Origin of the sequence: Sphingomonas sp. SORGH_AS_0879 (assembly GCF_030819175.1) — a bacterium.
Taxonomy (GTDB): domain Bacteria; phylum Pseudomonadota; class Alphaproteobacteria; order Sphingomonadales; family Sphingomonadaceae; genus Sphingomonas.
Genome location: NZ_JAUTBJ010000002.1, coordinates 1,603,345 through 1,623,535 on the forward strand (window position 1 = coordinate 1,603,345; position 20,191 = coordinate 1,623,535).

A 20,191-nucleotide genomic window follows, 5' to 3' on the forward strand; every position below is an offset into this window, starting at 1 on the left:
GATGCCAAAACGCACCGACATCTCCTCCATCCTCGTCATCGGCGCGGGGCCCATCGTCATCGGCCAGGCGTGCGAGTTCGACTATTCGGGCACGCAGGCGATCAAGGCCCTGAAGGAGGAGGGCTATCGTATCGTCCTGGTCAATTCCAACCCGGCGACGATCATGACCGATCCCGAGTTGGCCGACGCGACCTATGTCGAGCCGATCACGCCCGCCGTCGTCGCCAAGATCATCGAGAAGGAACGCCCTGACGCGGTCCTGCCGACCATGGGCGGCCAGACCGCGCTGAACACCGCGCTGGCGCTGTTCGAGGACGGCACGCTGGAAAAGTTCGGCGTCCAGATGATCGGCGCCGATGCCGAGGCGATCGACAAGGCCGAGGATCGCCAGAAGTTCAAGGCTGCGATGGAGAAGATCGGGCTGGAATCCGCCCGCTCGGCCATCGCGCATAGCGAGGCGGAGGCGCTGGAGGGGCTGGAGAAGGTCGGCCTGCCCGCCATCATCCGTCCCAGCTTCACGCTGGGCGGCACCGGCGGCGGCGTCGCGTATAACCGCGAGGAGTTCATCGCGATCGTCCGCGCCGGGCTGGACGCCTCGCCGACGACCGAGGTGCTGATCGAGGAGTCGCTCCTCGGTTGGAAGGAATATGAGATGGAGGTCGTGCGCGATCGCAACGACAATTCCATCATCATATGCTCGATCGAGAATATCGATCCGATGGGCGTCCATACCGGTGACTCGATCACCGTCGCGCCCGCGCTGACCCTGACCGACAAGGAATATCAGATCATGCGCAACGCCAGCCTGGCGGTGCTGCGTGAGATCGGCGTGGAGACGGGCGGTTCGAACGTGCAGTTCGCGGTCAACCCGAAGGACGGCCGCCTGATCGTCATCGAGATGAACCCGCGCGTGTCGCGCTCGTCGGCGCTGGCGTCGAAGGCCACCGGCTTCCCGATCGCCAAGGTCGCCGCCAAGCTGGCGGTCGGCTATACGCTGGACGAGATCGAGAACGACATCACTGGCGCGACCCCGGCCTCGTTCGAACCGACGATCGACTATGTCGTCACCAAGATTCCGCGCTTCGCCTTCGAGAAGTTCAAGGGCTCGGAGCCCGTGCTGTCGACCGCGATGAAGTCGGTCGGCGAGGTGATGGCGATCGGCCGCAACATCCATGAATCGATGCAGAAGGCGCTGCGTGGCCTGGAGACGGGCCTGAGCGGCTTCAACAATGTCGAGCATCTGGCGGGCGCGCCGCGTGCCGAGATCGAGGCGGCCTTGGCCAGGGCGACCCCCGACCGGCTGCTGGTTGCGGCGCAGGCACTGCGCGAAGGCTTCACCGTCGCCGAGGTCCATGCGATCGCCAAGTACGACCCCTGGTTCCTGGAGCGGATCGCCGAGATCGTCGCGGCCGAGAATGAGGTCATGGAGAACGGCCTGCCGCAGGACGCGGCCGGCATGCGCCGTTTGAAGGCGATGGGCTTCTCCGACAAGCGGCTCGCTTATCTGGCACTCCAGTCGGCGAATCTGCGCGGCATGGATCGCGGCATCGCGCGCGGATCGGGTCTGATCCACGAAGTCGTCAAGATGATGACCGGTGGCGTCACCGAGCAGGAGGTGCGCGAGCATCGCCTGAAGCTGGGCGTGCGTCCGGTCTTCAAGCGGATCGACACCTGCGCCGCCGAATTCGACGCCAAGACGCCCTATATGTACTCGACCTATGAAGCCCCGACCTTCGGCGAGCCGGAAGACGAGGCGGTGCCCAGCGATCGGAAGAAGATCGTCATTCTGGGCGGCGGTCCGAACCGGATCGGGCAGGGGATCGAGTTCGACTATTGCTGCTGCCACGCCTGCTTCGCGCTGGCGGATGCGGGCTATGAGACGATCATGGTCAACTGCAACCCGGAAACGGTCAGCACCGACTATGACACCTCGGACCGGCTGTATTTCGAGCCGCTGACCGCCGAGGACGTTCTCGCCATTCTCGATGTCGAGAAGTCGCGAGGAGAGCTGGTCGGCGTGATCGTGCAATTCGGCGGCCAGACCCCGCTGAACCTCGCCCGCGCGCTGGAAGCGGCTGGCATCCCGATCTTGGGCACCAGCCCCGACGCGATCGATCTGGCCGAGGACCGCGAGCAGTTCGCCGCTCTGGTCGACAAGCTCAAGCTGCTCCAGCCCAAGAACGGCATCGCGCGCAGCCGCGAGGAAGCGCTGATCGTCGCCGAGCGGGTCGGCTATCCGGTGCTGATGCGCCCCAGCTTCGTGCTGGGCGGCCGCGCCATGGAGATCGTCGACGGGCCGCAGCAGCTTGAGGATTATATCCAGACGGCGGTGCAGGTGTCGGGCGACGCGCCCGTCCTGATCGATCAGTATCTGCGCGACGCGATCGAGGTGGACGTGGACGCGATCTGCGACGGCGATCAGGTCGTCGTGGCGGGCGTGCTCCAGCATATCGAGGAAGCGGGCGTCCATTCGGGCGACTCGGCCTGCTCGCTGCCGCCCTATAGCCTGTCGGCGGAGATCATCGCCGAGATCGAGCGCCAGACCGAGGCGCTGGCACGCGGCCTGAACGTGCGTGGCCTGATGAACATCCAGTTCGCGGTGAAGGACGGTCTGGTCTATCTGATTGAGGTCAATCCGCGCGCCAGCCGCACCGTGCCCTTCGTCGCCAAGGCGATCGGCACCCCCATCGCCAAGATCGCCGCGCGTGTCATGGCGGGCGAGAAGCTGGCCGACCTGCCGCCGATCGACCGCCACATCGATTATTATGCGGTCAAGGAAGCGGTCTTCCCCTTTGCGCGCTTCCCCGGCGTCGATCCGGTCCTGTCGCCGGAAATGAAGTCGACCGGTGAGGTCATGGGCATCGACCCCGACTTCACCACCGCCTTCGCCAAGTCGCAGCTTGGCGCGGGCACCGTCCTGCCGACCGAGGGCGCGGTGTTCATCAGCGTCAAGGACGGCGACAAGCCGCATATCGTCCCCGCCGCCAAGATGCTGTCGGAGGCGGGCTTCGCGATCGTCGCGACCGGCGGCACCGCCGATTATCTCGACCGGGCCGGTGTCACGGTCGAGAAGATCAACAAGGTCGCACAGGGACGGCCCCATATCGTCGACCGGATCAAGGATGGCGGCATCACCCTGATCTTCAACACGACCGAGGGGTGGCAGAGCCTGAAGGACTCGAAACCGATCCGTCAGGCGGCGCTGGGGCAGAAGATTCCCTATTTCACCACGGCGCCCGCCAGCATCGAAGCGGCGAAGGCGATTGCGGCGGCGGGCAGCCGTGGTCTTGAAGTACGGCCCCTGCAATCCTACTATTCGCGTTCGCACAACTGATCCCGACATGAGAACATGATGTGCTGGCGGACCGCCCTCCCGTTCGGGGATGGCGGTCCGTACCGGGAATGCGTTATGGAATTGGGGACTAGGATTATGGCGACCGTCGAAAAGATGCCGATGCTCCAGGAGGGCTATGACAAGCTCACCCAGGACCTGCGGCGTCTGAAAGAGGAACGGCCGCTGATCGTCGACGCGATCGAGGAAGCGCGGGCGCACGGCGATCTCTCGGAAAACGCCGAATATCATGCGGCGAAGGAGCGGCAGGGTCAGGTCGAGGCGTCGATCGCCGATATCGAGGACAAGCTGAGCCGCGCGCAGATCATCGATCCGAAGGATCTGTCGGGTGACAAGATCGTGTTCGGCGCGACCGTCACGCTGCTCGATGAGGACGACAAGCCGGTCAAATATCAGATCGTCGGCCAGACCGAGGCGGACGCCAAGACCGGGCGGATCAGCTACAACTCGCCGCTGGGCCGGGCGTTGATCGGGCGCAAGCTGGACGAAGAGGTCGAGGTGACGGTGCCGTCGGGCGACCGTTATTACGTCGTCAACAAGATCGAGTTCATCTGATCCGATGAACTGGACAGCGGCACGAGCGACGACGGCCATCGCGGCCGTCACGGCGATCGTGTCGCTGATCCTGATCGCGGGCGGCATGGTGCCCGATGCGGCAGTCGCGGCGGGGTTCATCCCGCTCCGGTTCGAGGGGGCGGCCTTGCCCCCCGATTTCGGTTTCGCGGTGCCGACCCTGTTGACCCCGTTGACCGCGACCCTGGTCCATGGCGGGCTGGCGCATATCGCGTTCAACCTGGTCATGCTGGTCTATTGCGGCGCGCAGGCCGAGCGGGCCATCGGCGCGCGGGGCATTGCGGTGCTGTATGTCGTCGGGGCCTATGCGGCGGCGATCGCGCAATATTTCCCCGACCCCGCCTCGCCCATGCCGATGATCGGCGCGAGTGGGGCGATCTCGGCGATCGTCGGGGCCTATGCGCTGCTTTTCGGGCGGCGGCGTGCGACCAGGGGCGTGGCGGGACTGTCCGCCGAGACGACGCATGTGCTGTGGTTGGCGGCGGGGTGGATCGGTATCCAGTTGCTGCTCGGCTATGCCGGGATGGGCATGGGCGCGATCGCGGTCGCCGCGCATATCGGCGGATTCATCGCCGGGCTGGTGTTCGCCAAGCCGTTGCTGTTGTGGCGCTATCGTAACGCATAAGGGCGAGGTGAAGCCCGTGCCCTTCGACTTCGTTCAACGCGAACGGAGGGAGGGTAGTGGGGCGAGCGGATTACGGAACGCCCTGGCCCATCCCCCAACCTCCGTTCAGCCTGAGCGAAGTCGAAGGCCACGCCCCGACCTCGCCCAGCAACCATATCAACCCAGCGAAGGCTCGAGCAGCCGGTGCAGGTGGACCACGACGAACCGCATCTCGGCATCGTCCACCGTCCGCTGCGCGGCGGCGCGCCAGGCCTTTTCGGCGCTGGCATAGTCGGGGAAGATGCCGACCACTTCCAGCGCGGCGGGATCGACGAAATCGAGGGTCTGCGGATCGCTGACGCGGCCACCGAACACGAGGTGCAGCTTGCTCATGGTGTCTCCTGAGGATTTGCTCTTTCCCTAGCGGCAAGCGCGGCGCGATTGAAGACGCTCTTTCGCATTCGTAATGCTTTGTCATGGGACGGGGTCATGGCGATGGGGTCATGGCGATTTGCAGGGGCCCTCCTTCCATCCTAGGGACGGCGGATGAGCGACAGTCCCACCACGACCCCTTACGACATCGTCATCATCGGCACCGGCCATGCGGGCGCGCAGGCCGCGATCGCGTTGCGCCAGGAAGGGTTCGACGGCACGATCGCGATGATCGGCGAGGAAGCCTATCCGCCCTATGAGCGCCCGCCGCTGTCCAAGGAATATCTGGCCGGGGAGAAGGCGTTCGAGCGCATCCTGATCCGCCCCGAACGCTTTTGGGAAGAGCGGGCCGTCACCCTTCGCCTGGCCGAGCGGATCGTCGCGGTCGATGCGGAGGCACGCTGTCTGACGACCCAGGCGGGGGCGTTGGTCGAATATGGCACGCTGATCTGGGCGGCGGGCGGCCATGCGCGGCGACTATCGTGCGACGGGCATGACCTGTCGGGCGTGCACAGCGTCCGCAATCGCGCCGATGTCGACCGGCTGATCGCGGAACTGCCCGATGTTCGCGAGGTGGTGGTGGTCGGCGGCGGCTATATCGGGCTGGAGGCGGCCGCTGTCCTGACCAAATTCGGCAAGGCGGTGACCATCGTCGAGGCACAGGACCGCGTGCTGGCGCGCGTCGCGGGCGAGGCGCTGTCCCGTTTCTATGAGGCCGAACACCGCGCCCACGGCGTGACGATCCGTTTGAACGAGAGTGTCGCCTGCCTCGAAGGGGAGAGAGCGATCTCCGGCGTGCGCCTGGCCGATGGCTCGGTGCTCCCCGCTCAGATGGCGATCGTCGGCATCGGCATCATCCCCTCGGTCGAGCCGCTGATCGCGGCGGGTGCGGAGGGCGACAATGGCGTGACGGTGGATGCGCAGGGGCGGACCAGCCTGCCGCATGTCTTCGCGATCGGCGATTGCGCCGCCCATGCCAACGCCTTCGCCGATGGCGCGGTGATCCGGCTGGAGTCAGTGCAGAATGCGCATGACCAGGCAACGGTCGCCGCTCGCACGATCATGGGCAAGGAGGTCGCCAATCACGCGGTGCCCTGGTTCTGGTCCAATCAATATGATTTGAAGTTGCAGACGGTCGGCCTGTCCGCCGGGCATGACCGTGCGATCCTGCGCGGCGATCCGGCGGGCCGCAGCTTTTCCGTCGTCTATCTGCGGGGCGACCGGGTGATCGCGCTCGACTGCGTCAACGCCATGCGCGACTTCGTGCAGGGCAAGGCGCTGGTCGCCGACGGCGCCGTGGTGCCGGACGAGGCTTTGGCGGACCCGGAACGACCGCTCAAGACGCTCTGGCCGCTCGGCTGACAGGAGCGCGCCAAAACAAGTCCTTGCGCCGCCTCCCGCCGCTATGTCAGACTTAATGCAAAGCTTTGCAGAAGATTGGGCAGGAGAGTGGGATGCGCTGGCGGAACGTCGTTCGGGCGGGAATGGGCATGGCGGCGGTCGCCGTTACGGGGGCCGCGCCGGTCTCGGCCAAGGTCACGGCTCCTGCGGGGGCCAGGATCTTCCGGCTCGACGGCGGCGGCGTCACCTATGCCATGGGGGTGGATGAGAAGGGCTATCTCCAGCCGCTCTATTGGGGTTCGGCGCTGGCGGACGGCGATCCGCTGGTTTCCGGCGATCCGGTCAAGACGGGCGACCCCATCGTCCTGAAGGCGCCGGGCGAATTGTCGGGCTTCGATCCCGCCGGATCGGTGACGCTTCAGGAATATCCGGGGCAGGGCGAGGGGCTGGTCAGCGAACCGGGCGTCAAGGCGCTGTTCGCCGATGGCAATCGTGACCTTGTCCTGAAATATCGCAGCCACAAGGCCAGCGGCGAGACGTTGACCGTCGAACTCGCCGATATTCGGCGACCGTTGTTCGTCACCCTGACCTATACCATCGATCCGGAGACCGGCATCGTCGCGCGCTCCGCCAAGGTGCGCAATGGCGATGCCAAGGCAGTGCGGGTCGATCAGTTGGCGGCGGCGGTCCTTTCGCTGCCGGTGGGGGACGATTACCGGCTTCATTATCTGACCGGCCGCCACGCCGCCGAATGGACGCAGAAGACCGTGCCGGTCGAGGCCGCCGCGACCGTACTGGAAAGCCGTCGCGGATCGACCGGCCATGGCAACAATCCCTGGTTCGCGATCGGTCGCGAAGGGCTGACCAGCGAGACGAACGGCCCGGTCTGGTATGGCGCGCTCGCCTGGTCGGGATCGTTCCGGATCAGCGTGGCATCGGACAATCTGGGCCGGGTTCGGATCGCCGGAGGATATAACCCCTATGACTTCTCCTGGACGTTGAAGCCGGGCGAGACGCTGGACACGCCGATCTTCTATGCGGGCTATTCTGGCGAGGGGCTGGGCGGCGCGTCGCGGACCTTCCACCGGTTCGAGGTTTCCCATATCCTGCCGCACGGCGATAAGGCGCGAGTACGCCCGGTCCTGTACAATAGCTGGGAGGCGACCGCCTTCGACGTGACCGAGGCGGGGCAGATGGCGCTGGCCGACAAGGCCGCGAAGATCGGCGTCGAGCGCTTCGTGGTCGATGACGGCTGGTTCGGCGCGCGCAACAGCGACAAGGCGGGCCTGGGCGACTGGACGGTCAACCCGGCCAAGTTTCCCAATGGCCTGAAACCCCTGATCGACCGGGTGAAGGGCTTGGGCATGGACTTCGGCCTGTGGGTCGAGCCCGAGATGGTCAATGTCGACAGCGACCTGTACCGCGCGCATCCCGACTGGGTGCTGAACTTCCCCGACCGGCCCCGGACCGAGGGGCGCAACCAGTTGGTCCTGAACCTCGCGCGCACCGATGTTCGCGATCACCTGCTCGCCGTGCTCGACAAGCTGGTCAGCGAGAACGACATCGCGTTCCTGAAGTGGGACTATAACCGCAACTGGACCGAGGCGGGCTGGCCCGAGCAGCCGGTCGCCGACCAGCAGCGTGTCTATGTCGATTATGTCCGTAACCTCTATCATATCCTGTCCGAATTGCGGCGGCGTCATCCCGGGCTGGAGATCGAGGCGTGTTCGGGTGGGGGTGGTCGTGTCGATCTGGGCATCATCGGGCTGACCGATGAGGTCTGGCCGTCGGACAATACCGACCCCGCCGACCGGTTGACCATCCAGGACGGCTTCACCCGCGCCTATCCCGTTGCGGTGATGATGGCCTGGGTGACCGACAGCCCCAATTGGGCGAACACCCGCGTCACCAGCCTGGACTATCGCTTCCTGTCCTCGATGCAGGGCGGGCTGGGCATCGGCGCGAACCTGGACAAGTGGACCGACACCGACTTTGCCACCGCGCGCAAATGGGTGGCGGCCTACAAGACGATCCGCGAGACGGTGCAGCGCGGTGCGCTCTATCGGCTGGAATCGCCGACCGGCGACAACGCGACCGCGGCGACCATGTATGTCGGTCGCGACAAGCGGCAGGGCGTGCTGTTCCAGATGCTGCATTCGTCGATGTGGCGCGACAATCCCGCCGCCATCCATGCGCAAGGGCTGGACCCGGCGCGGGTCTACAGCGTGAAGATGCTCGACGGCGCGGCCCGGCCCGCAGGCGTGCCGGACCGGGCGTCGGGGGCCTATTGGATGAACCGAGGGCTGCGCGCGCCGCTGAAGGGCGATTTCGTTGGGACGGCTTTCGTGTTCGAGGCGGTAAACTGATCGACGAAGCGCGCCATTGACGGGGGGCCGGTCATCCACTGGACCGGCCGCCCTCCGCCGGCAATATGGATCAACATCGCTAAGCCGCTATACTGCGCGGTGTTGGATGGTGGAGACTTGCGTGGCGAAGCGCGGCTTTGTCGAGGGGCCTCCGGGCGATCGATACGGGGTGACACGGGCGATCCGGAGGCTGGGGCGCCGATTGGAGTTGCGCTCTTTCAGCCTCCTCCCCGAACATCTGAACCATGCGGAGGGCTATCGCGCGGCGGTGGCGGTCGCCCTGCCATTGCTTCTGGCGATCCTGACGGGGCGGAGCGAATGGGGGTGGGCGGTCTATGCCGCCTTCTGGACATGCCTGTGCGACGTGCCGGGGCCGGATCACCTGCGCCGCCGCTTGCTGGCGGTCTTCGTGGCCGGGGGAACGGCGGTCGTGCTGGTCGGCTCCTGGGCGGCGTCGATCGCCCCCCATGCGGCCATGATCGTCGGCCCGCTCCTGGTCTTCCTCGTGACGCTGGGCGCGGGGCGTTTGAGGTTCGGGGGGCTCGTCGGCACGCTGTCGGGCGTGGTGGCGGTGGTCGCGGTCGGCTTTCCGAACCGGCTGGATGCCGCGTTCCTGTTGGCCATGGCGTTCTTCGCCGGAGCGGCGTGGAGCTATGCACTAATCAACCTCCTCTGGCGCATCGATGCGTTCGACCCGCTGCGCCGCGCCGGCCAATCGGTGAGCGCGCGGCTGCTCGACATGGCGGATTACCTCGCCGGGCTGCGCGACCGTCCGCACCGCGACGCGCAGTGGCATAGCGATCATGCCGAGCATCGCCGTGCGGTGCGTCTGGCGATCGAGCGGTTCCGCGAGGTGCTGGTCCGTTTCGAGAGCGAGCCGGGCCGGGCGGCGATGGCCCGGCGCGAACTGGCGGCGGCGGAGACGATGTTCGGGGCGCTGCTGGCGCTCGATCAGGCCTGTATCGATCGTTACGGGCCGGTGGAGGAGCGGACGGCTCTGGCCCAGGCGTGCCGCGACGCGGTGTCCGCCTGGTGGCTATCCCTTCGCCAGCGACCCCGCTCCCAGGCTCCGCTGGCGGAGGCCGACGCGAGGATGCGGGCGGTGCGCGGCGTCCTGACCGACGATCCGTTCAAGGGATGCGCGGCGGCGTTCGGATCGGCGCTGGCGCTGCTGTCGGGGCGGGACGCCGCCGTGGAGGTCGCCCCGGCGTCGGTCGGCACGGGCTCTCCGGTCTCGATGGTTCGCCAGGGGCTGCGTCAGGCCGGGGGGCTGATCATGGTCTATTATGCGGCGATCATCTTCGGGCTGGGCTATCCCTATTGGGCGGCGATGGCGGTGATCGTCGTGCTTCAGGGCGGCGTCCGGGTGACATGGGCGCGCTGTCTGGAGCGTATCCTGGGCAGCCTGATCGGGGGGATGATGGCGCACGCGCTGCCCCTGCTCGGCGGTGGTCCGATCGTGCCCGCGTTGGTCGCGGTGGCCCTGACCGCGATCACCATGGCGCTGCGCTCGGTCAACTACACCATTTTCGTGATGTTCCTGACGGTGCTGTTCGTGCTGGTCACCGACATGCTGCATCCGGGCGTCGGTATCGCGTCGGCCCGGATGATCGACAATGTCGTGGGCAGCCTGGCCGCGCTGGTCGCCGTCCTCGCCTTTCGGAGCGACTTCGGCCCGCCCTTGCCCAAGCGGATCGAGGACGGCATCCGCGCCAATCGCCGCTATGGCGAGGCGGTGGAAAGCGATCGGCCGTTCGCGGTCATCGAAGCCGCGCGCGCCGCCGCCGGGCGGGCCAGCGTGGAGGCGGAGATCGCCGCCCATGATCCCGGCGGCTGGCTGCACCGGCGCGTTCGTCGCGAGGCGGATCTGGCGTCATTGCAGGACATGCGCAACCTGGCCGGGCGTGCCGCCCTGGCATGGCATGCGCGATTGGGAGAGCGGGCGGGGGGCTGAGCGCGCGATTCCGCCGCTGTGTCCTTTCCCGCGCCGTCACCGCGCCAGCGCGCGCTCGGTATCCTCCCGCGCCTGGTCGACCAGAACGATCGTCGCGGCCCGCGCGGCGGCGGCATCGGAATCGGCGATGGCGGCGAAGAGCTGGCGATGTTCGGGCATCGAGTCACGCGGCAGCTTGGCGCTGCGATGCTTGTAGAGGGTGGTCCAGCGGACCGCCGCGCCGATGCTGCCCGACAGGCTGATGAGCAGTTCGTTGCCGGTCGCCTCCAGGATGATGTTGTGGAAGAGCTGATCGGCGGCGCGGCCCTGTTCGGTGTGGAGGCCGTTTTCCCCCATCGCCTCCAGCGCGGCGCCCATGCGCGACAATTGGCGGGTGTCGCGTTTGAGGGCGGCCAGCTCGGCGGCGGCGGGCTCGACGATCAGGCGGAGCTGGAACAGGCTCTGGACGAAACCGGCGGGTGGTTCCCCCTCGAACATCCAGGCGAGCAGTTCGGGGTCGAGCAGGTTCCACTCCAGCCGCTCGCGCACCCGCGTTCCCGCCTTGGGCTTGCTGACCACCAGTCCTTTGGCAGACAACATCCGCAGCGCCTCTCGCACCACGGAGCGGGACATGCCGCGCTGCTCGGCGATCTCGACCTCACCCGGCAGCGTCGATCCGGTGGCGATCCGCCCGGTCACGATGGCGACACCGATGTCCCGCGCCAGGGCGCTATGGGCGGGTCCGCGTCGCTTCACTGTCGTCACTCGACTTGTTCCTCTCCGATGGGAAGGGGGCTTGCTGGCGCCTTTGTCAGACCTTTCTATGGGTCATGATCGCGAAAGGGAAGCATGGTGTCGGGGCGTTACCGGACACCGCACGGCCTTGCCACGGAAATGATACATTGTATCAATGACAAAATCGGCCAGTTGCCCTGACGCATCGATCGCGGCACGATGGGCCATCAACCGATCCATGAGGGGGATCCGTTTTCATGACGTTGCGTAACCTTTTGCTCGCCGCCAGCGCGCTCGCGATCCTGTCACCCGCCACGGCGCAGCAGCGCGCGGATGCCGATCAACCGTCCACCCCGGTCAAGGTCGTGACCGACTCCACGGTCAGCGACATTCCCGCCAGGTTCACGCCGCCGACCAACATCGCCGAGCGCGATTACGACAAGCGCGAAGTGATGATCCCGATGCGCGACGGGACCAAGCTCTACACCGTCATCGTCGTGCCCAAGGGCGCGGTGAACGCACCGATCGTGCTGACCCGCACCCCCTATAACGCGGCGGGCCGCGCCAAGCGGTCGGACAGCACCCGGATGATCGAGGCGCTGCCGCTGGCCGATGAGGAATTCACCAAGGCGGGCTATATCCGCGTCTATCAGGACATTCGCGGCAAATACGGATCGGAGGGCGACTATGTCGTCACGCGTCCGGTCATCGGTCCGCTCAACGCGACCAAGGTCGATCACACGACCGATGCCTATGACACGATCGACTGGCTGGTGAACAAGGCGAACCTGCCTGAGTCGAACGGTCGGGTCGGCATGATCGGGTCCTCCTATGAGGGCTTCACCGTCGTCATGGCGCTGCTGAACCCGCACCCCGCGCTGAAGGTCGCGGCACCCGAGAGCCCGATGATCGACGGCTGGATGGGCGACGACTGGTTGCATTATGGTGCCTTCCGCTTCGCCAATATCGGCTGGATCGGGTCGCAGACCGGCTACAAGGGCGAGGGCAAGGCGCCGTCGAGCGGCGGCTATGACGATTACGAGAATTTCCGCACCGGTTCCGCCAACGACTGGGCGAAGAAGTCGGGGTACGACCAGCTGCCTTTCTGGCAGCGGATCGTCCAGCACCCCTCCTATGATTTCTACTGGCAGGGCCAGGCGCTCGACGAGCTGCTGGCGGCCAATCCCTCCAACGTGCCGACCCTCTGGGAACAGGGGCTGTGGGATCAGGAGGACATGTACGGCGCGATCACGTCCTGGGAAGCGCTGAAGGCCAAGGGCAAGCTGGGCAACAATTTCCTGGTCATGGGCCCATGGCGGCACAGCCAGATCAACCGGACCGGCACCAGCCTGGGGCCGTTCCAGTGGAATGGCGACACCGCCAAGCAGTTCCGCGCGGAGATGGTCCTGCCGTTGTTCAACCAGTATCTGAAGGACGGCCCGCCCGCCAACCTGCCCAGCGCCGCCATCTACAACACCGGTGAGAATCACTGGGACAGGCTGACCCAATGGCCGCTCGCCTGCCAGACCGGCTGCGCCACGCCGCTGACCCCGCTCTATCTGGCGGATAACAAGGGGCTGAGCTTCGACAAGCCGGGGGCGGGGCAGGATGCCTATGTCTCCGACCCCGCCAATCCGGTCCCGCATCTGTCGCGGCCGGTCAATTTCGACGATGGCCGCTGGGGTGACTGGCTGGTCAGCGATCAGCGGCATGTCGACGGTCGGACAGACGTCGTCACCTATACGACGCCCGTTCTGACCAAGGCGGTGCGCGTGTCCGGCGCGCCGATCGCCGATCTGTTCGCGCGGACGACCGGAACGGACGGCGATTTCGTGGTGAAGATCATCGACGTCCTGCCGCCGGAAAATGCGATCGATCCCAAGATGGGCGGCTATGAACTGCCTATCAGCCTCGACATCTTCCGGGGCCGCTATCGCAACAGCTTCGCCAATCCGACCGCGATCCCGGCGGGCAAGGTGCAGGAGTACAAGTTCCGCCTGCCGACGGTGAACCATGTGTTCCAGCCGGGGCACCGGATCATGATCCAGGTCCAGTCCAGCCTCTTCCCGCTCTATGACCGCAATCCGCAGACCTTCGTGCCCAACATCTTCACCGCCAAGGCCGGCGACTATCGCAAGGCCACGATTACGCTGGAACGCGGCGGCACCAATGCCAGCCGTGTCTGGTTGCCCGTCGTACCGCTCGACCAATCGGCGGTGACGGCGCGCTGATTCATCGGCCCCGCGGTCGGGATCGCGCCTTCCCCCTTCTCCGCTCAGGAGGGGGAAGACGCGAAGCGTTGCAGGTGTAAATATCCTTAAAATATTGAAAAAGTTGACTTTTGTTTTGCCTTAATGGGTCATCTTACCTCTTGGAGGGGCGGGCCGGGAGCGCTATCTACAGCGTGTGGTTCTCGCCCCGCCATTGACCCCGCCACTGCCCTTGCCCGGTGATACGATCGCGACGGCGACCGCCGATTCCGTCGATGTGCGTCGCTATCTGGCCTTGGTGGCGGCCGCGACCGAGCGGTTGATGACCGCCGACGATCCGGCGGCGATGATCGATTCGCTCTTCGCCTTGATCCGTGACGAGCTGCAACTCGACGTCTTCTTCCATTTCCGCCGCGACGGTGGCGCGACCCGGCTGGAGGCATGGGGCGGGCTGACCCGCGCCGAACGCCACGCGGCGGCGATGCTGGATGTCGAAAGCTCCGCCTGCGGGCAGGTGATGCGCGAGCGGCGGACGCTGCACCTGACCGATGTGCAGGGGAACGCAGAAACCCGGACGAGCTATGTTCGGTCACTGGGCGTCGAGGTCTATCTGTGCATGCCGCTTCTGCACGGGGACGAGGTGCTGGGCACGTTGGGCTTTGGGCGACGCACCGCGCGGCCGTTCGATGAAGAGGAGCGGCGGTTGCTCCTGCTGCTCTGCCATTATGCGGCGCTGGCGCAGCATCGCTTGCGCATCGAGGAGGCGTTGCGCCACGGCATCGACACGCAGGCGCGGTTGCTCGCCGAATTGAACCACCGGGTCCGCAACGCCCTGCAAGTCGCGATCGGTCTGGTATCGCACGAGGTGCGTTCGGCGGTCGAGCCCACCGCCCGGACGGCGCTGTCGCGTGCGGCGGAGCGGTTGCAGGTGCTGGCGAGCGCGCACCGCCCGCTCTACGCCACCGCCGATCCGGGGCTGGTCGACCTGCCCGCGCTGTTCGGCGACGTCATCACCCAGTTGCGGGGCGATGTTCCCGCCGGGACCATCCACGCGCCTTTGCCGCTGGCCGTACCGATCGAGCGGGCGGTGGCCGCCGCGCTGCTGCTCGACGCCCTTCTGGAGGGCGGGGTGGCGCTGCCCCGGATCACGTTGCAGGCCGTGGACCGCGACGGGAACGAAAAGCTGATCATCTCGTTTCAGGGCTCCGGATGGGGACATGTCGCGGCCGTCGCCGAGCAAAATCGGCTCGTCGTGCGGCTTTGCCACCAATTGCGAGCGACATTGACGAACGAGGATGACGAGTGCCTGATCTTGGTCATGCCGCATGACGGCGATGAATACGGGCACGGTTGCGCGCATCGATGACGATCCCCACGGGAACAGCATGCCCGACGATCCGCTGAACCTGCTGATCATCGAAGACGAAGCGCTGGTCGCGATGCTGGTCGAGGATGCGCTGACGCTTCACGGTCACCACGTCATCGGCATCGCCGACACGGTGGCGTCCGCCATGGCGCTGGCGGAGCAGGATCGGCCCGACCTGGCCTTGTGCGACGTGAAGCTGGCGGACGGGGATAGCGGCCTGACCGCCGCGCAGCTTCTGGCCGATCGCGGTATCCCTTGCGTGTTCCTCAGCGGCAATTGCCCCGATCGGGGCGGTCATCCGCTGGTCATCGGCTGCATCGCGAAGCCCTTTCGCCCGGGCAGCCTGGGCTTGGCGGTCCGCGCGGCGTATCGGGTGGCGACGGGTCAGCCGGTGGACCATGCGCCCCCCGCGCTGAAATTCTATGGCGAGCCGCGGTAGCGCATTCCGACCCGGATCGGGGAGGGACTTCCCGCCCTACGCTTCGCCGGACGGTCCCTCCAGCCGGGTTTCGATCGCCAGTTCCAGCTTGTCGAGAATGCGCTCCAGTTGCGCGGTATCGTCCGGGGTCAGCAGGCAAAAGGCCTGTTCGACGAGTTCGCGGCGCAACGGCTCGGTCTGGCGAATGACCTGTTCGCCGCTCTCCGTGATCTTCAGCCGCTTGGCCCGCCGGTCGGCCGGGTCCGCCACCCGCACCACCAGCCCGTCGCGCTCCATCGTGTCGATCGCCTGCGTCACGGTGCGTGGCGCGAGGTCGAACCACTCCGCGACGTCCGCCGCGCGCACCGGCATGTTGTTCGCGATGAAATAGAGCAGCTTGGCGCGCGCCAGCGATGCCCCCTGCGCCGCCATGCGCCGGTCAAGGTGGCGATGGAGCCGTTGGCAGATACGACTGTAGCGGAGGGCAAGGGCGTCAAGATCGGGCATATTATGAGGTAGCTCAATAAATGGTCTTGCCTTATTGTGCAAGTGCGAGCAAAAGCACCGTCAGGTTCTATTGATTCCATCGACAGGGAGGCCTGGATGGCCGACGCACATCACGTGAATGAGGGGCAGGACGTCGGCGCGCAGGATGCCGCCGAGGCGGAAGACAAGACCCCCGTCCCGCCCGCCAAGAAGCGGCGGATTCGCATCATCCTGCTGGTCGTCGCGGCGGTCGCGGTGATCGCTGGCGTGTTCTGGTACGCGAACTACAAAAGCGTCGGCCAGTATATGCAGTCGACCAACGACGCCTTCATTCAGGCCGACGCGGTGACGGTCGCGCCCAAGGTGTCGGGCTATGTCGACAAGGTGTTCGTCGGCGAAAACCAGAATGTGCAGGCGGGCGAGCCGCTGCTCCAGATCGACACCCGCGACTATCGCGCGCAGACCGCGCAGATCGAGGCCCAGATCGGTGTGGCGCAGGCCAATGCCGAGGGCGTCCAGGCGCAGATCAAGGAACAGCAGGCCGCGATCGACCGCGCTGAGGCCGATCTTCGCGCCGCGCAGAGCGATGCCGTCTTCGCCCAGGCCGAAGTCGCGCGCTACACGCCGCTGGCCGCATCGGGTGCGGAAAGCCGCGAACGTCTGTCGCAGCTTCAGAACCAGGCGCGCCAGGCCAATGCCAAGGTCGCGGCGGCCAATGCCGCGCTGTCCGCCGCGCGCCGCCGCATCGGCACGCTGAATGCGCAAGGACAGCAGGCCCGCTCGCAAGGCCAGGCCGCACGGGCGCAGTTGGACGCGGCCGAGGTTAATCTGGGCTCGACGACCATCCGCGCCTCGATCGCGGGTCGCGTCGGCAACAAGACCGTGCGCGTCGGCCAGTTCGTCCAGGCGGGCACCCGTACCATGTCGATCGTGCCGGTCAGTCAGCTCTACATCAATGCGAACTTCAAGGAGACGCAGCTTGGCCTGATGCGTCCCGGCCAGCCGGTGAAGATCGAGGTCGATGCGCTGCCGGGCGTCGAGATCAAGGGCCATGTCGAGAGTGTGGCGCCCGGCACCGGCGCGCAATTCTCGCTGCTCCCGCCTCAGAACGCGACCGGCAACTTCACCAAGATCGTGCAGCGCGTGCCCGTGCGCATCGCGGTGGACGCCGATGCGCAGACCCGCGCGCTGATGGTGCCGGGCATGTCGGTCGAGGTGATCGTCGACACCCGCTCGGCCAAGGGCGCGTTGAAGCGTATCGCCGAGCAGCAGGACCAGCATAACGAAGCGCGGGAGGGGGCGCAGCGCCGGTGAGCGCCGCCGTCGCCCAGCGGGGTGCCCCTCCGGCCAAGGCGGACCTGACCGCCTGGCTCGCCGTCGCGGCGGGCAGCATCGGCGCGCTGATGGCGACGCTCGACATCTCGATCGTCAACTCGGCGCTGCCCACCATCCAGGGCGAGATCGGCGCGAGCGGGACGGAGGGGACGTGGATCGCGACCTCCTATCTGGTCGCCGAGATCATCATCATCCCGCTGTCCGCCTGGCTGGAGCGGTTGCTGGGGCTTCGCACCTTCCTGCTGATCGCCTCTATCCTGTTCACCGGCTTTTCGGTGGTGTGCGGCCTGTCGACCAACCTGACGATGATGATCGTCGGACGGGCGGGGCAGGGGATCACCGGCGGCGCGCTGATCCCGACCGCGCTGACCATCATCGCCACCCGACTGCCGCGCGAGCAGCAGCCGATCGGGACGGCGTTCTTCGGGGTGACCGCCATTCTGGGGCCCGTGATGGGGCCGCTGATCGGCGGCTGGCTGACCGAGAATGTCAGCTGGCACTATGCCTTTTTCCTGAACATTCCGGTCGGCGCGGTGCTGGTCACGCTGTTGCTGGTCGGCCTGCCGCACCAGAAGCCGCATCTCTCCGAACTGGCCAAGGCCGACTGGCTGGGCATTGCCGGGCTGGCGCTGGGACTGGGCGGGCTGACCGTCGTGCTGGAGGAGGGCCAGCGCGAGCAGTGGTTCGAGTCGCGCGAGATCATCGAGCTGACCATCTTGTCGATCTTCGGCTTCGCCCTGTTGTTCGCCGGGCAATTCGTCGCCTCGCGCCCGGTCATCCGCCTCAAGCTGCTGCTCGATCGCCAGTTCGGCAGCGTGGTCATCATGGGCATCGTGCTGGGCATGGTGCTCTACGGCACCTCCTATGTGATCCCGCAATTCCTGGCCTCGATCGCCGGATATAACGCGTTCCAGGCGGGCAAGGTCGTGCTGTTGAGCGGCATTCCCAGCCTGATCATGATGCCCTTCACCCCGATCCTGATCAAAAGGGTCGATATCCGCATCGCGGTGGGGCTGGGCCTGGGCATCATGGCGTTGAGTGCCGGGATCGACACGGTGCTGACGGCGGATTCGACCGGTAGCTCGTTCACCGACAGCCAGTTGTTGCGCGGTGTCGGCACCATCCTGGGCATGTTGTTCCTGAACCAGGCCGCGATCTCCTCCGTCCCGCCATCGCAGGCCGGGGATGCGGCGGGGCTGTTCAGCGCGGCGCGAAATCTGGGCGGGTCGTTCGCGCTCGCCGGGATCGCGACCGTGCAGGACCAGCGCAGCTTCCTGCACGAGCGCCGTCTGGAGGAATCGCTGTCGGCCAATTCGGGGGCGACCCAGGACTGGCTGTCTGCGCTGACCCAGCAGTTCGGCAGCCCCGACGCGGCGCTGCGCATGATCGGCAATATGATCCGGCAACAGGCGCTGGTCATGACCTATAACGACCTGTTCTTCATCCTGTGCGTCGGCATCCTGATGGTGATGCCGCTTGTCCTGTTCCTCCGCCCGCTGCCCAAGGGCGGCCCCGTGGCGATGCATTGAGAACCATGATGCGCAAGCAGCTTTCCCTCATCCCGCTCCTCCTGCTGGGGGCCTGCACCGTCGGGCCCAACTATGCCGGGCCGCCCCAGGCGATCGGATCGGCGGCGACCCCGCCCGCCGGGTTCGTTCGCGCGGACAACATGCTCGCGACCACCGCACCGGCGGTGGCCGACTGGTGGACGACGCTGAACGACCCGATGCTCACCTGGCTGGAAGAGCGCGCGCTGGAGGCCAATCCGAACGTCGCGGTGGCGCAGGCGCGGTTGAAGCAGGCACGCTCGGCTCTACGGCTGGAGCGGGCCAACCAGGCGCCCAACGCCAATGCCAGTGCGACCTATCTCCATGCCAATCTGCCGGGCCTGAACCTGGGCGGCAGCGGCTCGGGCGAAGGGCAGGGCGGTGCCGATGGCGGCGGCGGTTCGGGCGGTCAGAGTGTCAATTTCTTCAACCTCGGCTTCGATGCGAGTTGGGAGGTCGATCTGTTCGGCGGACGCCGCCGCACGGTCGAGGCGGCGCGCGCCAATGCGGCGGCGGCGGAGGCCAATGTCGCCGACGCGCAGGTGTCGCTCAGCGCCGATGTCGCCCAGGCCTATATCGGGCTGCGCGACACGCAACAGCGGCTGATCCTGGCGCGCGATGCGTCGCGGATGCAGCGCGATACGCTCAAGCTGACCGAGCAGCGCTTCGCCAACGGCACCGCCTCGCAACTGGAGGTGGAGCGGTTGCGCAACCAGGTCGAGAGCACCGATGCGCAGATCCTGCCGCTGTCCTCCTCGGTCGAGACCTATCTCAACGCGCTGGCGATCCTGATCGGCGAGGCGCCGGGGACGTTGGACCAGCGGCTGACCCAGGCGGGGCCGGTGCCGTTGCCGCCCGCGCAGGTGGCGGTGGGCGATCCGACATCGCTGCTCCAGCGCCGCCCCGATATCCGCGCCGCCGAGCGCAACCTGGCGGCGCAGACCGCGCGGATCGGCGTGGCGGAGGCGGCCAAGTTCCCGCGCCTCAACCTGATGGGGATCATCGGCATCGGCGGCACCTCGCTGGACTCGCTGACCGATCTCGACAATCTGGTGACGCTGGGTGCGCCGATGCTCCAGTGGAATGTGCTCAACTTCGGGCGGGCCAATGCGCGTGTCGGCCAGGCCGAAGGCGCGCGGGATGAAGCGGAGGCGCAATATCGCGGCGCGGTCCTGTCGGCGCTACGCGATGCGGAGGATGCGCTGTCGCGTTTCCGGGCGCGGCGGAACACGGTGGCGACGCTCGCCCGCGCCAAGGCGTCGGCGGATCGCTCGGCGGTGTTGATGCAGCAGCGATATCGGGCCGGGGCCGCGACCCTGATCGACACGCTGGATGCGGAGCGGCAGCGGGTGGCGGCGGACCAGTCGCTGTCGCAGGCGGTGGCGGGGCTGACCAATGATTATGTGTCGTTGCAGAAGGCGCTGGGCCTGGGTTGGCGCGTGCCGTCTTAATTCGCTCGGGAAGAGCGTGATGGAGGGGTGGTGCCGGTCCGT

15 protein-coding genes are annotated in these 20,191 nt (G+C 66.7%); 12 read left to right on the forward strand and 3 right to left on the reverse strand.

The annotated features are described in order from the left end of the window. The first annotated feature begins 1 nt into the window (after window position 1). The 3 genes from carB (at window position 2) to QE379_RS08465 (ending at window position 4,550) form a co-directional block, all read left to right on the forward strand. Entirely contained in the window at window positions 2–3,334 is a 3,333-nt protein-coding gene (carB, locus tag QE379_RS08455) for a carbamoyl-phosphate synthase large subunit (protein WP_306999661.1), read from the forward strand. A 96-nt stretch (window positions 3,335–3,430) separates the two neighbouring features. Further along, a complete protein-coding gene (gene greA, locus QE379_RS08460) occupies window positions 3,431–3,907 on the forward strand; it encodes a transcription elongation factor GreA (RefSeq protein ID WP_306999662.1) in 477 nt (158 codons plus the stop codon). A 4-nt stretch (window positions 3,908–3,911) separates the two neighbouring features. Then, entirely contained in the window at window positions 3,912–4,550 is a 639-nt protein-coding gene (locus QE379_RS08465) for a rhomboid family intramembrane serine protease (protein ID WP_306999663.1), read from the forward strand. A gap of 156 nt (window positions 4,551–4,706) precedes the next feature. Here the strand turns inward: QE379_RS08465 and QE379_RS08470 are convergent, their stop codons facing one another. Beyond that, window positions 4,707–4,922, reverse strand: coding sequence for a DUF4170 domain-containing protein (locus QE379_RS08470; RefSeq protein ID WP_306999664.1), 216 nt, complete (start codon window positions 4,920–4,922; stop codon window positions 4,707–4,709). 153 nt (window positions 4,923–5,075) lie between these two features. On the opposite strand from QE379_RS08470, the gene QE379_RS08475 reads away from it, so the two are divergent. The 3 genes from QE379_RS08475 (at window position 5,076) to QE379_RS08485 (ending at window position 10,622) form a co-directional block, all read left to right on the forward strand. Beyond that, window positions 5,076–6,323 carry an NAD(P)/FAD-dependent oxidoreductase gene (locus QE379_RS08475; RefSeq protein WP_306999665.1) on the forward strand — a complete coding sequence of 416 codons (1,248 nt, stop codon included), beginning with the start codon at window positions 5,076–5,078 and terminating at the stop codon, window positions 6,321–6,323. 92 nt (window positions 6,324–6,415) lie between these two features. Next, window positions 6,416–8,668, forward strand: coding sequence for an alpha-galactosidase (locus QE379_RS08480; RefSeq protein WP_306999666.1), 2,253 nt, complete (start codon window positions 6,416–6,418; stop codon window positions 8,666–8,668). A 208-nt stretch (window positions 8,669–8,876) separates the two neighbouring features. Further along, the gene (locus tag QE379_RS08485) at window positions 8,877–10,622 is read left to right on the forward strand and encodes an FUSC family protein (RefSeq protein ID WP_306999667.1); all 1,746 of its coding nucleotides are present in this window, start codon (window positions 8,877–8,879) and stop codon (window positions 10,620–10,622) included. Window positions 10,623–10,658: 36 nt separating this feature from the next. Here the strand turns inward: QE379_RS08485 and QE379_RS08490 are convergent, their stop codons facing one another. Then, window positions 10,659–11,366 (reverse strand): FadR/GntR family transcriptional regulator, encoded by a 708-nt coding sequence (locus tag QE379_RS08490; protein WP_306999668.1) that lies wholly within the window; start codon window positions 11,364–11,366, stop codon window positions 10,659–10,661. 227 nt (window positions 11,367–11,593) lie between these two features. Between QE379_RS08490 and QE379_RS08495 the strand changes: the two genes are divergently transcribed. The 3 genes from QE379_RS08495 (at window position 11,594) to QE379_RS08505 (ending at window position 15,351) form a co-directional block, all read left to right on the forward strand. After that, window positions 11,594–13,567 carry a CocE/NonD family hydrolase gene (locus QE379_RS08495; protein WP_306999669.1) on the forward strand — a complete coding sequence of 658 codons (1,974 nt, stop codon included), beginning with the start codon at window positions 11,594–11,596 and terminating at the stop codon, window positions 13,565–13,567. Between the two features lie 211 nt (window positions 13,568–13,778). Next, window positions 13,779–14,912, forward strand: a complete 1,134-nt coding sequence (locus QE379_RS08500; protein WP_306999670.1) for a GAF domain-containing protein — start codon at window positions 13,779–13,781, stop codon at window positions 14,910–14,912. Continuing rightward, window positions 14,872–15,351 carry a response regulator gene (locus QE379_RS08505; RefSeq protein WP_306999671.1) on the forward strand — a complete coding sequence of 160 codons (480 nt, stop codon included), beginning with the start codon at window positions 14,872–14,874 and terminating at the stop codon, window positions 15,349–15,351. Before QE379_RS08500 ends, QE379_RS08505 begins: the two co-directional genes overlap by 41 nt. Before the next feature lie 36 nt (window positions 15,352–15,387). On the opposite strand, the gene QE379_RS08510 is transcribed toward QE379_RS08505, so the two are convergent. Then, window positions 15,388–15,762, reverse strand: a complete 375-nt coding sequence (locus QE379_RS08510; RefSeq protein ID WP_306999672.1) for a MarR family winged helix-turn-helix transcriptional regulator — start codon at window positions 15,760–15,762, stop codon at window positions 15,388–15,390. A gap of 171 nt (window positions 15,763–15,933) precedes the next feature. Between QE379_RS08510 and QE379_RS08515 the strand changes: the two genes are divergently transcribed. Genes QE379_RS08515 through QE379_RS08525 form a run of 3 tightly spaced genes read left to right on the forward strand, consistent with a single transcriptional unit; the run spans window position 15,934 to window position 20,149 of the window. Next, window positions 15,934–17,130, forward strand: coding sequence for an HlyD family secretion protein (locus QE379_RS08515; protein WP_306999673.1), 1,197 nt, complete (start codon window positions 15,934–15,936; stop codon window positions 17,128–17,130). Continuing rightward, complete coding sequence (locus tag QE379_RS08520; protein ID WP_306999674.1) at window positions 17,127–18,680, forward strand: MDR family MFS transporter; 1,554 nt, start codon at window positions 17,127–17,129, stop codon at window positions 18,678–18,680. The genes QE379_RS08515 and QE379_RS08520 overlap by 4 nt, the downstream gene beginning before the upstream one ends. 8 nt (window positions 18,681–18,688) lie before the next feature. Next, on the forward strand, window positions 18,689–20,149 hold the full coding sequence (locus QE379_RS08525; RefSeq protein WP_307003139.1) for an efflux transporter outer membrane subunit: 1,461 nt from the start codon (window positions 18,689–18,691) through the stop codon (window positions 20,147–20,149). The last annotated feature ends 42 nt before the right edge of the window (window positions 20,150–20,191 follow it).